General features: G+C 71.7%; 16 protein-coding genes. 8 read left to right on the forward strand and 8 right to left on the reverse strand.

All coding sequences use genetic code 11. From position 1 onward, the window contains the following. Positions 1-11: 11 nt before the first annotated feature. From FPZ12_RS40070 to FPZ12_RS40080, 4 genes are all read right to left on the reverse strand, one after another. Complete coding sequence (locus FPZ12_RS40070; protein WP_144756583.1) at positions 12-857, reverse strand: acyl-CoA thioesterase; 846 nt, start codon at positions 855-857, stop codon at positions 12-14. 73 nt (positions 858-930) lie between these two features. Beyond that, complete coding sequence (locus tag FPZ12_RS46950; protein ID WP_279537849.1) at positions 931-1,056, reverse strand: hypothetical protein; 126 nt, start codon at positions 1,054-1,056, stop codon at positions 931-933. Further along, positions 1,057-1,464 carry an SDR family NAD(P)-dependent oxidoreductase gene (locus FPZ12_RS40075; RefSeq protein ID WP_144756581.1) on the reverse strand — a complete coding sequence of 136 codons (408 nt, stop codon included), beginning with the start codon at positions 1,462-1,464 and terminating at the stop codon, positions 1,057-1,059. Between the two features lie 80 nt (positions 1,465-1,544). Continuing rightward, complete coding sequence (locus tag FPZ12_RS40080; protein WP_208026174.1) at positions 1,545-2,327, reverse strand: putative protein N(5)-glutamine methyltransferase; 783 nt, start codon at positions 2,325-2,327, stop codon at positions 1,545-1,547. Between the two features lie 88 nt (positions 2,328-2,415). Between FPZ12_RS40080 and FPZ12_RS40085 the strand changes: the two genes are divergently transcribed. From FPZ12_RS40085 to FPZ12_RS40095, 3 genes are read left to right on the forward strand one after another with little or no spacing between them, the layout of a single operon-like run. Beyond that, positions 2,416-2,916 carry a winged helix-turn-helix transcriptional regulator gene (locus FPZ12_RS40085; protein ID WP_144756578.1) on the forward strand — a complete coding sequence of 167 codons (501 nt, stop codon included), beginning with the start codon at positions 2,416-2,418 and terminating at the stop codon, positions 2,914-2,916. A gap of 46 nt (positions 2,917-2,962) precedes the next feature. Beyond that, positions 2,963-3,475: an SRPBCC family protein gene (locus tag FPZ12_RS40090; protein WP_144756576.1), complete on the forward strand. Its 513-nt coding sequence runs from the start codon at positions 2,963-2,965 to the stop codon at positions 3,473-3,475. Beyond that, positions 3,475-4,518, forward strand: a complete 1,044-nt coding sequence (locus FPZ12_RS40095; protein ID WP_144756574.1) for an LLM class flavin-dependent oxidoreductase — start codon at positions 3,475-3,477, stop codon at positions 4,516-4,518. Before FPZ12_RS40090 ends, FPZ12_RS40095 begins: the two co-directional genes overlap by 1 nt. Positions 4,519-4,538: 20 nt before the next feature. On the opposite strand, the gene FPZ12_RS40100 is transcribed toward FPZ12_RS40095, so the two are convergent. After that, on the reverse strand, positions 4,539-4,796 hold the full coding sequence (locus tag FPZ12_RS40100; RefSeq protein WP_166463064.1) for a GntR family transcriptional regulator: 258 nt from the start codon (positions 4,794-4,796) through the stop codon (positions 4,539-4,541). 451 nt (positions 4,797-5,247) lie between these two features. On the opposite strand from FPZ12_RS40100, the gene FPZ12_RS40105 reads away from it, so the two are divergent. From FPZ12_RS40105 to FPZ12_RS47035, 3 genes are all read left to right on the forward strand, one after another. Then, positions 5,248-5,964: a DUF4328 domain-containing protein gene (locus FPZ12_RS40105; RefSeq protein WP_144756570.1), complete on the forward strand. Its 717-nt coding sequence runs from the start codon at positions 5,248-5,250 to the stop codon at positions 5,962-5,964. Between the two features lie 66 nt (positions 5,965-6,030). Next, positions 6,031-6,483 carry a group II truncated hemoglobin gene (locus FPZ12_RS40110; RefSeq protein ID WP_144756568.1) on the forward strand — a complete coding sequence of 151 codons (453 nt, stop codon included), beginning with the start codon at positions 6,031-6,033 and terminating at the stop codon, positions 6,481-6,483. Beyond that, positions 6,480-7,364, forward strand: a complete 885-nt coding sequence (locus FPZ12_RS47035; RefSeq protein WP_166463065.1) for a GNAT family N-acetyltransferase — start codon at positions 6,480-6,482, stop codon at positions 7,362-7,364. The genes FPZ12_RS40110 and FPZ12_RS47035 overlap by 4 nt, the downstream gene beginning before the upstream one ends. A gap of 48 nt (positions 7,365-7,412) precedes the next feature. Here the strand turns inward: FPZ12_RS47035 and FPZ12_RS40120 are convergent, their stop codons facing one another. From FPZ12_RS40120 to FPZ12_RS40130, 3 genes are all read right to left on the reverse strand, one after another. Next, on the reverse strand, positions 7,413-7,931 hold the full coding sequence (locus FPZ12_RS40120) for a hypothetical protein (RefSeq protein WP_243770275.1): 519 nt from the start codon (positions 7,929-7,931) through the stop codon (positions 7,413-7,415). Positions 7,932-8,032: 101 nt separating this feature from the next. Continuing rightward, positions 8,033-8,608 carry a DinB family protein gene (locus FPZ12_RS40125; RefSeq protein ID WP_144756564.1) on the reverse strand — a complete coding sequence of 192 codons (576 nt, stop codon included), beginning with the start codon at positions 8,606-8,608 and terminating at the stop codon, positions 8,033-8,035. 32 nt (positions 8,609-8,640) lie between these two features. Continuing rightward, positions 8,641-9,501, reverse strand: coding sequence for a TIGR03564 family F420-dependent LLM class oxidoreductase (locus tag FPZ12_RS40130; RefSeq protein ID WP_144756562.1), 861 nt, complete (start codon positions 9,499-9,501; stop codon positions 8,641-8,643). Between the two features lie 97 nt (positions 9,502-9,598). Here FPZ12_RS40130 and FPZ12_RS40135 point away from each other — a divergent pair, with 97 nt between their 5' ends. Together FPZ12_RS40135 and FPZ12_RS40140 are read left to right on the forward strand one after the other, a co-directional pair. Then, on the forward strand, positions 9,599-10,459 hold the full coding sequence (locus FPZ12_RS40135; RefSeq protein ID WP_144756560.1) for a LysR family transcriptional regulator: 861 nt from the start codon (positions 9,599-9,601) through the stop codon (positions 10,457-10,459). Positions 10,460-10,615: 156 nt separating this feature from the next. Then, a partial coding sequence (locus FPZ12_RS40140) for a YbaB/EbfC family nucleoid-associated protein (RefSeq protein WP_150980719.1) occupies positions 10,616-11,091 on the forward strand: 476 nt, incomplete at its 3' end.

Here is an 11,091-nt window from a genome sequence, read left to right on the forward strand (position 1 = left end):
CCGCGGTGGCCTCAGTCCTTCCGCGCGTGGATCAGGCCTTCCTGTGCCACGGTCGCGATCAGGGTGCCGTCGCGGTGGAAGATCCGGCCTTCGGCGAGGCCGCGCAGGTGGCCGACGGCCGGGCTGCCCTTGGCGTAGTACAGCCAGTCGTCCAGGCGGACGTCGTTGTGGAACCACAGGACGTGGTCGAGCGAGGTCATCGCGGCGACGTCGGTGCGCGGGACGGGCCGCAGCAGGGACGAGACGAAGGTCAGGTCGCTGAAGTAGGTCAGGATCGCGGCGTCGCTCACCCGGCCGTCGTTCTTCCCGTGTTTCGGCGCGAACCACAGGTCGCCGAGCGCGCGGACGCCCTCGTCGGGGTCGAGGGTCGCCGGGCGGATGTCGAACACCTCGTGCGGATCGACGACCCAGCGGTTCGGGTAGCGCCAGGCGAAGGGGGTGCACCCCTCCGGTGCCGGCGCCTCCGGCGCGGGCACCTGGTACTCCGTGCCCGAGTGGTCCGTCGTGAAAGACGACTCCAGGCACAGGATCGGCTCGCCGTGCTGGATCGCGGTCACCCGGCGGCGCCGGAAGTTGCGGCCCTCCTGGAGGCGGTCCACCCGGAACACGACGCGAGCGCCGGTGTCGCCCGGGCGCAGGAAGTAGGCGTGCAGCGAGTGCGGCGTGGTCTCCGGCGGGACGGTGCGCTCCGCGGCGACCAGCGCCTGGGCGCACACCTCGCCGCCGAAGAGCCGGTTCCCGGGCTCGCCGGCCAGCCTGCTGCGGAAGATGTCCAGCTCGATCGGCTCCAGGTCGAGCACGTCGAGCACATCCAGCAGGCTCGGGGCGCCGGTTCCGGCGTTGGCAGTGTGTGGCATCGGCTTCCTCACGCAGGGGTCAGCCGATTCAAACACAACCGTGCCGCCCCGCTGACCCGGAGTGAAATCCTCATCACGTCGTGGCGGCCGCTCCACTGTGGACGAACTCGCGCGCCCAGGCACCCTCCGGCTGGGTGTGCAGGGTCCAGTAGTGCTTGCGCACGCTGGTGGACCTGCTCGCCGCGCGGTACCCGGCCATTCACGTGGCCTCGGTGACCGTGGCGGGCCCCGTCGCGCCCGGGACCGATTTCGATCCGTGCGTCATCCGGGGGAGTACGTGGGCGGCGGCCGTGAGTGCGCCGAGTACGTTCACGGCCCACGCGTGCAGCTGACCGCGCATCGGCAGTTCACCGGGCACGTCCGGCCGGATGAGCGCGGCGTTGTAGACGACGACCTCCGGGTGCCCCAGGTCTTCGGCGGCCGCGTCCAGCGCGGCCCGGAGCGCGTCTTCGTCGCTGCTGTCAGCGGTGTAGGAAAACGCCGACGGGACAAGGGAATCCGCGCCGCTGCGGGAGATCAGCGCCAACGGCAGGCCTTCGCGGGCGAATCGGAGCGCGACCGCGCGGCCGATCCCGGGGCCCGCTCCGATGACGACTGCTCCGGCCATCCCAGCACTCCTTGTGAATCGTTCTCGCGGACCGCGCCGACGATAAGGCCTGACATCAGTGTCACGGTCAACTTCGGCACCTACACGGCGGGCCGCGCCTGCGCGGAGCCGATCACGACGGTGCCGTCCAGCTCCTCGGAATTCGCGACGCGCGCGGCCAGGCCGTGCGCCTCGAAGGCCGCCGCGGTGTGCGGCGCCTGGGCGCGGCTGGTCTCAATAAGCAGCCTGCCCCCGGGCGCCAGCCACCGCGGCGCGCCGGCGATCACCCGCCGCTGCACGGCGAGCCCGTCCGCGCCGCCGTCGAGCGCTGTCCGTGGTTCGTACAAGCGTGCCTCGGGCGGCATGGTTTCGATGGCGTCCGTGGGCACGTACGGCGCGTTCACCGCGAGCACGTCGATGCGGCCACGCAGGTTCTCGGGCAGCGGCTCGTACAGGTCGCCTTCGTACACCCGCCCGCCGAGCGGTTCGACGTTGCGCCGCGCGCAGCGCACCGCCTCGGGCTCGAGGTCCGCCGCGTGCAGTTCCGCGTGGCCGAGTTCGGTCGCGATCGCGACGCCGACCGCGCCCGAGCCGCAGCACAGATCGACCACCACCGCGCCGGGCGCGGCCCCGGCGACCGCCTCCGCGACGAGGAGCTCCGTGCGCCGCCGCGGAACGAAAACCCCTGGGGCGACAGCGATCCTGAGCCCGCGGAACTCCGCCCAGCCCAGCACGACCTCCAGCGGCAGCCCGCCCGCGCGCTCGCCGACCAGACGCTCCAGCTCCTCCGGCGTGCGCGCCGCCGCGAGGAGCAGCGTCGCCTCGTCTTCGGCGAACACGCAACCCGCCGCGCGCAGCCGCGCGACCACCGTGGAATAGGACAGCAAACGAACACGCCTTCCGGACTCTTCCGGTAAGCCTATCCGGGCGCGAGCTTGCCGCCCGCACGAATCCCCTGCCTATTCTGGCGGGATGAAACGCACGTCGTTCGCCCGGATGCCCTGCTCCATCGCGCGTACCACGCACCTGCTCGGCGACTGGTGGACGCCGCTGGTGCTGCGCGAGGCGTTCTACGGCATCCGCCGCTTCGACGAGTTCCAGCACCAGCTGGGCATCGCCCGCAACACGCTCACCGAGCGCCTCCGGCGGCTCGTCGACGAGGGCCTGCTGAGCAAGGAGCCGTACCAGAGCCAGTCGGTGCGCCACGAGTACGTGCTCACCGAAAAGGGCCGCGACTTCTTCGCCGTCCTGGCCGTGATGTCCCGCTGGGGCGACAAATGGCTGTCCGGCCCCGAGGGGCCGCCGGTGACCCTGCACCACGAGACGTGCGGGCACGACACGCACGCCGAAGTCGTCTGCGCGGACTGCGGGGAACCGTTGCGGGCCAAGGAAACCAGCATGCGGATGGGTCCCGGGTACCCGGCGAAGCTCGCGAGCCGCCCGGACGTCCGGCAGCGGTTCTCCCCGGCTTGACACAGTCAGTCTCGTTGAGCAACTCTGGTGTCCCGAGGAGGACACGATGGAGTGGACAGGCGCGCGCTACGCGGACGGCCCGACGGTGGAGGTGTCGACGTGGATCGGCGCCCCGGCCGAGCGGGTCTGGGAGCTGGTGTCGGACATCGCGCTGATGCCGTCGGTGAGCCCGGAGCTGCGGGCGGTCGAATGGCTCGACGGCGCGGCGGGGCCCGGTGTCGGCGCGCGGTTCCGCGGGCACAACGAGCACGACGCGATGGGGAAGTGGTCCACCACTTCGCAGGTCGTCGAGTACGAGCCGGGCCGCGTTTTCGCCTGGGCCGTCGAGGATCCGGACAACCCGAGCGCGCAGTGGCGCTTCCGGCTCGAGCCCGGCGACGGCGGGACGAAGCTTTCGCAGTGGATGCGGATGGGCCCGGGCCGGTCCGGGCTCTCGCTCGCGATCGACGCGATGCCGGACAAGGAACAGAAGATCGTCTTCGTGCGGCTGCGTGAGCTCGAGCGGAGCATGACCGCCACCCTGGCCGGGATCAAGCGGCGAGCCGAGTCCGGCGCCTGATGCGCACCGCGACCACGGTCGAAGCGTCCGGCAACTGGCGTGAGCACGCGGATTTCGTGGTGGAGGCCGAAAAACTCGGTCTCGACGTCTGCTGGGTCGCCGAAGCATGGGGATCCGACGCGCCGTCGGCGCTGGGTTTCTACGCCGCCCGCACGCAGCGAATGCTGCTGGGCTCGGGCATTCTGCAGCTCGGCACGCGCACGCCGGTGGCGATAGCGCAGACCGCGATCACGCTGTCGAACCTGTCGGAGGGGCGCTTCCTGCTGGGCCTGGGCGCGTCCGGCCCGCAGGTGATCGAAGGGCTGCACGGGGTGCCGTTCGCCCACCCACTGGCGCGGGCCCGCGAGACCGTCGAGATCGTCCGCCAGGTCTTCGGCGGCGGCAAGATCTCCTTCAGTGGCAAGGAGTTCCGGATCCCGCTGCCCGGCGGTGACGCGGTGCCGATGCGGCTGTCCGCCCGCCCCGAGCACCCGATCCCGGTCTACCTGGCCACGCTCTCCCCGGCGATGCTGCGGCTCACCGGCGAGCTCGCCGATGGCTGGCTGGGCACGAGCTTCGTGCCCGAGGGTGCCGCGCAGGCGTACTTCGAGCCACTGGACGAAGGGCTCGCCCGGGCCGGCCGCACTCGCGCGGAGCTGGATGTGTGCCAGGGCGCGGAGGTCGCGTTCGCCCGGGACGAGGACGCGCTGCGCGAGATGGTGGCCGCGCGGAAGAAGGAACTCGCCTTTTCCTTGGGCGGCATGGGTTCCGCTTCGGCCAACTTCTACAACCGCGCCTACAGCAGGCAGGGCTGGGCCGAGGTCGCGGCCGAGGTGCGGCGCCGCTGGCAGGCAGGGGACCGGGAAGGCGCGGCGGGCCTGGTCACCGACGAGATGGTGCTGGGCACGACCCTGATCGGGACCGAGGAGAGGGTGCGGGAGCGGCTGCGGGTGTGGCGTGACGCCGGGGTGGACACCGTGCGCCTCTACCCGGCGGGGGATTCGCTCGACGCGCGGCTGGCGACGCTGGGCCGCGCGATCGAGCTGGTCCGCGCGACCGGCTGAGAGTCCACAAAGGACTTCGATCAGACGACGCGCGTGCGGCCTCTGGCGCGGGTGACGACGATGCCCTCCTCGGCGAGCTGGTGCATCGCGCTGGCGACCGCCTTGCGGTTGCAGCGGAGGGTGACCGCGAGATTGCGGAGCGGGGGGAGCGTGGTGCCGCTGGGCAATCTGAGCCGGATCACCTCGGTCAGCGCCGAGGCGAGGTCGGCGGCGACGCGCCGACGGTCGCCACTGCGCCACGCCGGACCGACGAGGTCGGCGAGGTCGGCGGCGGACATGGGAGGAACCGGACTGGGCTTCTGGGCTGCGCGGGTCATCGGTAACCGCCTCATAACTGCTCGAGTGCTGAGCGTGCTGGTCATGGTGCCCGCTGGTCTGTGGCGACGCAATATTGCACTCAATATTGGTGCAACGGTAGGTCATCGCTTCGCCAACGGAAGACCCTCGCGCGCTACTCCGGGTGCAGCAGCCGATACGCCCGTGTGGGCCAGGTTTCGCCGCATGTGAGCGCCGGCCTGTGCACCGGGGGCCGTATCCGCACAAGCCCATGGCGCTCTCGCCGCAGCGGAGCGTGCGGAAACGGGCACTGTGAGTCATGGCCGCTGGTAAGCGCTTTCCGGGCGTGCGTAACGAATCGGGACAGGGTGAAACGAAAGATCACGAACCGCCGATTCCTTCCGCGATCCGGCGCGGTCGAGCCGCCGGCCCGGGCGAGAGGCCTGCACCGAGATGTCCGTTCCCTATCCCATGCCGTTCGTGCCGCCCCGCGCGCCGCGGCCCTTGCGCGTCAACACCGGCGCCGGCGCGCTCGCCGCGACGTTCATCGTGCTGGCCGCCGTCACCGACCTGGTGCTCACCTGGTCGGTCTGGAAGGCCTACCAGGTGGTCATGGACTACCTCGACGGCGCGGCGACCGTGGCGGACCTGGAAAACGCCGACCGCCTGACCACGGTGGCCAACCTCTTGCAGCTGCTGCTCACCCTGGCCGCCGCGCTGGCTTTCCTGCCGTGGCTGTACCGGGCGAGACTGAACTCGGAGGTGCTGTCGCCGGCGGAGCACCGGCACAAGCGTGGCTGGGTGATCGGCGGGTGGTTCTGCCCGATCCTCAACTTCTTCTTCCCGCAGCACATCGTGACCGACATCTGGCGCGCCAGCCGTCCGGACGCGGGCCAGGTCACCGAGATCGGCAGGCTGCCGTCCAGCCGCCTGGTGACCTGGTGGTGGTTGCTGCTGCTCATTCCGACGTTGCTGAACCGGTACGTCGTGAGCGTGCAGCTGCCGAACATCCTCTCACCCGAGGACCTTCGTGACGCGCTATGGCTGCTCACCGTCGACTCGGTGGGCAGGCTGGCCTCGGCGGTGCTGATCCTGCTGATCATCAAGCGCGTCAACGAATGGCAGCGTGCTCCGCGCCCGGAGCCCGTCCCGCCGGAGCCCGCCGGCTGAGCACCCTCCACAGTGGACTCCGAAGACGTGCTGGCGTCCGGCGGGGGCGTATGCCAGGCTCCTCGCATGCGTGCGTCGGTGTACGAGTTCGCCGGGGGCAGGCCCGCCTTCCTGGCGCTGGCCCGTGCGCACCACGCCCGCTGCCTCGCCGATCCGGAGCTGAACCACCCGTTCTCCCACCCGGACCAGCATCCCCGCCACGTCGAGCGACTGGCCGCCTACTGGGCGGAGGTGTTCGGCGGGCCGCCCGAGTACAGCGAGGAGTGCGGGGATCACAGCGGGGTGCTGGTGATGCACGCGGGCAACGGGGATATGCACGACCTCGGCCGCCGGTTCGTGGAGTGCTTCGTGCTCGCCGCGGACGACGCGAAGTTGCCCGCGGACGGGGAGTTCCGCGCCGTCCTGCGGGCGTACATGGAGTGGGCCGTGGGCGAGGTGCTGCGCTACCCGGGCGACCCGGCGGAGGTCCCGCGGCGGCTGCCGATGCCGAAGTGGAGCTGGGAGGGCCTGCGGCGGTGACGGTGGTGCGCCGGCTCTCGCCGGACGACTGGCCGCGGTGGCGGACACTGCGGCTGGCCGCGCTGGCCGATTCCCCGGAGTCGTTCGGCACGCCCCTTTCCTACTGGGAGGGCCACGACCGCGCGGAGCGCTGGCGGCAGCGGCTGACCGAAGTCCCGTTCAACGCCATCGCGGACCTCGACGGCGAGCGCGCGGGCATGGTCAGCTGCGTCGGCCCGGACGAGCACGGGGACGCCGAACTGCTTTCCCTGTGGGTCGCCCCGTTCGCCCGCGGCCGCGGCGTCGGGGACGCGCTGGTCGGCGCGGTCGCGCAGTGGGCGGAGCAGCAACGCGCCCGGCGCCTGGTGTTGCGCGTGCTGGTGGGCAACCTGTCCGCGCGGGCGTTGTACCAGCGCAACGGGTTCGCCGACGCGGGGCCCGCCGACGTCGGCGAGCGCTGGATGACGCGCCGGGTGCACGCCGGATGGTCCCCGGGCGCGCCCGGGGTGCTGCGGCTGCCTTCCGGGCGGCTCGTGCGCGGGCGCGGCCTACGCCGTCCGCTGCCGAAAGGGCCGCGGCCGGAGTTCGCGCTGTACCTGCTCAAACGCGAGCCGCCCCCGGTCGAATGGGAAAGCCGGTGGGTGCGCTGGCCGGATTTCGGACTGCCCTCGGACCGCGCCGCGGCGTCGGACGCGTTCCGGGAAGCCTTGTCCCGCGCCGAAACGCAGCGTGTGGAGATCGCGTGCCTCGGCGGGCGCGGGCGCACCGGGACGGCGCTGGCGTGTCTCACGGTGCTCGACGGCGTTCCCGGCGCGGAGGCCGTGCGGTACGTGCGCGAGCGTTACGCGGCGCGCGCCGTCGAAACCGTGTGGCAGCGCCGTTTCGTGGCGCGGTTCGGGTAAAGCCTGTCGCGGCAGGCAAGGCTCAGGCGGTGACGTTCATGGCGATCCTCAGTGGTTGACTTTGAACCACGGCTGGGCCCAGCCGAGGTACGTGGCGCCCCAGGAACTCTTGATCTCCGCGATCGTGGTCTGGGTGTAGGTGCCGTTGCCGTGGATGTCGTTGGACAGGAACTTCCCGCCGCCGATGGAGATCATCGTGTGGCCGGCGCCGCCGTTGCTGAAGAAGGCGAGACCGCCGGCGGGCACGTCGGCAGAGCCGGCGTGCTTGTACGTCGCGGGGATCTGGGTCCAGTGCACGTAGGCGGTTTCCGAGCCGCTGGCGCTGAAGCCGTACGCCCAGGCGTTGATCCGGTCGCAGTAGCGGTAGTAGTCGGCGTCGTAGCTCGTGTGCACGTGCGCCTTGGCCCAGGAAACGGCCTTCGTGCAGTTGTTCGGGTCGCCGAGGCCGGTGCTGGAGCAGGCCGCGGCGGCGCTGACGTCTTCGGCGATGGCCGGGATGTTCCCGGCCAGCAGGATGCCCGCCGCGCACGCGAGCGCGCCCGCGGCGGTCTTCGGCCGCATCTTCATCTCGCCCCTCCCGGACGTGCCGTCGTCTGTGCGGCACAGCATGGAGGGGGCCGATACAAGAGGCGTACAAACGCAGCCCGGGCGCGGTGGTCCCCGGGCGGTTACTCCGCGGAAGCCTGCTTCGCGGCCTGCTCCACGCGTTCCCGGTAGCTCGCCCACCAGCTCGCGTCGCCCTCGGGGAGGTTGCTGCCGCCCGGGCGGAGGCCCGCCGTGCCGTCGATGAGCTCGCGCACGATGTCGGCGTGCCCGGCGTGCCGGTTCGTCTCGGCGATCATGTGCACCAGGATCAGGTGCAGCGAAACCGCGTCCTTCGGCGCGGGCCAGTGCGGTACCTTGCCCGGCGAATCCAGCTCCAGCGCGGTGATCGTCTCATCGGCGTGCGCGCGTACACGCCCGTAGAGGCCGAGGATGTCTTCGCGGGATTCCTCCGGCGTGGCCCACATGTCCTCGTTGGGCTCGGCGTCGTCGGTGAACCACGGCAGCGGTTCGGGGAAGGGGCGGCCGAAGGTTTCGCCGAAGTAGCCGGCCTCGCAGCCGGACAGGTGCTTGACGAGGCCGAGCAGGTTCGTGCCCGTCGGGGTCAGCGGACGGCGGATGTCGTAGTCCGACGCGCCTTCGAGCTTCCACACCATGGCGTCACGCGCGGCGTTCAGGTACCCGTGCAGTTCGGTCTTCATGGCCGCCAGTCTGGCAGGGTGCGGAGAAAGCCTCAGCCGCGTGCCTGCGCCAGCACGTCGAGCACCGGCTGCCGCGCGCCGACCGGGGTGCCGATGAAGTCGGTCGCCCCGGCGTCACGGAACCGCTGGATCTCCTTCAGCACCAACGTTTCGTCCCCGGCGATGACGGTGTCCGCCGGACCGGACAGCCCGCCGCGGTCGAGCATCGCGCGGTACGCGGGCAGCTCGCCGGCGGCCCCGAACTGCCGCGCCACGGACTCGTGGACGGCGTCGGGGTCGTGGGTGACGGCGACCATCGCGCTCACCACCACCCGCGAGTCCCCGGCCAGCCGGGGCACGAGGTAGTCGGCCACGGTGTCCGGGCGCGTCCACACCACGACGGTGCCGTCGGCGAGGTCCCGGGCCACCTCCAGCATCCGCGGCCCGAGCGCGGCGAGCAGCACCGGCGGCGCGGGCGCTTCGACCTCCAGGCCAAGGTCGACCTTGAAGAACTCGCCGGAATGCCGCACGTGTTCCCCGCGCAGCAAGGGGCGCAGCACTTCGAGGTACTCGCGGGTGTGCCGGGCCGGTGCGGTGTAAGGGATTCCGTACCAGCCCGTCATGGCGAGCTCGTGGCTCGGGCCGATGCCGAGGGTGAGCCTGCCGCCGGTCTGTGCCTGCACGGTCAGCGCCGAAGTGGCCAGGGTGACCGGATGCTGGGGGTAGGTCGGCACGACGGCGGTGCCGAGTTCGCGCGGCCCGCCGTCGAGGGCGGGCAGCACGGCCAGGGGGTCCCAGCCGCCGGGCCGCTGGTTGGTCCACGCGCTGTCGAGTGCCTGGACCTCCGCCGCTGCCGCCTTCAGTTCGCCGATCGTTTCGGCGCCGGTCGCGAAGAGAGTGGTTCCGATCCGCATGTCCCCAGTTCAGCGCCGGGCGCGCCCGGCAACCAGCCCCGGTTCGCCCGCGCAGCGATAAGCTTGCGTGATCATCGCAGGTGGAAGGGGTGGCCCCGTGGAGCTGAGGGCGTTGCGCTACTTCGTCACGGTCGCCGAGGAGCTGCATTTCGGCCGTGCCGCCGAGCGGCTCCACATCGCGCAGCCCGCGGTGAGCCAGCAGGTCGCGCGCCTCGAGCGCGAGCTGGGCGTGCGGCTGCTGGACCGTTCGCCGCGCACGGTCCGGCTCACCGAGGCGGGCGCGCGGGTGCTCGACGCGGCACGGGAAACCCTTGCGTCGGCGGAAAAAGTCAGCGCGGCCGCCAGGACGGGCCCGGACACGGTGCGGATCGGCACCGCGCCGGGGATGGCCGCCCGGCTGGAGCGTGGGATCGACGCGCTACGCGAGCACGAACCGGGGTTCGAGGTCGTTCTCGTGGATCTCCCCGTGCCCGCGCGGTTGGACGCCTTGCGCCGCGGGGAACTCGACCTCGCGGTGGCCAGGGCGGTGCGGCACGTGCCCGGGGTGCGGGTCCGGCAGGCATGGTCCGAACCACTGCGCGTGGTGGTCTCGGCGAAGCATCCGATGGCGGACCGCGAGCGCGTGGAACTGCCCGAAATGGCGGGTTTTTCCTTACGGTTCCCCGCGCGTGAATGCGACCCGCCGTTGCACGACGCGGTGACGGCGGCGTTCCGGGCGGCCGGGGTCACGCCGAAACTCGGCCGTCCGACCGGCGCCCCGCAGGACACGATCGTCGAAGTGGGCTCGGCTCCCGGCAGCTGGACGCTCTTGCCCGCCGGGCTCGTTTCCGTTTCCCCGCGGGTGCGCTCGATCCCGCTCCATCCGCCGCTCGAGGTGCCGGGCAGCGTCCTCACCAGGGAAGACGGCACTTCGGACGGGTGCGTGGACGCGGTCGTGGCGGCCTTCCGGGGCGACTGAACCCGCCGGGCGGTCCTTTGTGGACCCGTGACTTCGCACCTGCACAGAAGGTGGCCGCGACACCACAGTTCAGCTTCACGTACCGTCCGGGCCGTCTAGTGTTCAGCAGGGGCTGATCTACTCGGTCCGCTCGAATCCTCAGGTGACAAGGCGAAAATGACGACTTCGGAAACCCCTGGCGACGACCCGTTCGCGGCGTTCGGAGCCGAGATGGCGGAGCTCAAGGCCAAGGCGGAGCGGATACAGGAGAGCGTCCGCGCAGCGACCGCCACGGTCAGCAGCCCGGACGGCTCGGTCACGGTCACGGTCGGCGCGGGTGGCGTGGTGACCGGCCTGGAATTCGGCAAGCGCGCGTACGACCGCCGGCCCGCCGCGCTGTCCGCGCTCGTGCTGCAACTGCTCGGCAAGGCGCAGCAGCAGATCGGCGCGCAGGTGGCCGAGGCGTTCGGCGGCCTCGTCGGCGAGAACTCCGCTGCCATGGAGGTGCTGCAGGAGTACCTGCCCGAGGAGGACGACGAAGAAGAGCCCGAGGACGAGAAGGACCCGGGCGCGGACTACGGCCACGAGGCGGACGCGCCGCCCCCGCCCGCCGCGCGCCCGGCGCCGCAGCAGACCCCGCGACCCGCCCTGTC

Origin of the sequence: Amycolatopsis acidicola (assembly GCF_007713735.2) — a bacterium.
Classification (GTDB): Bacteria; Actinomycetota; Actinomycetes; order Mycobacteriales; family Pseudonocardiaceae; genus Amycolatopsis_E; species Amycolatopsis_E acidicola.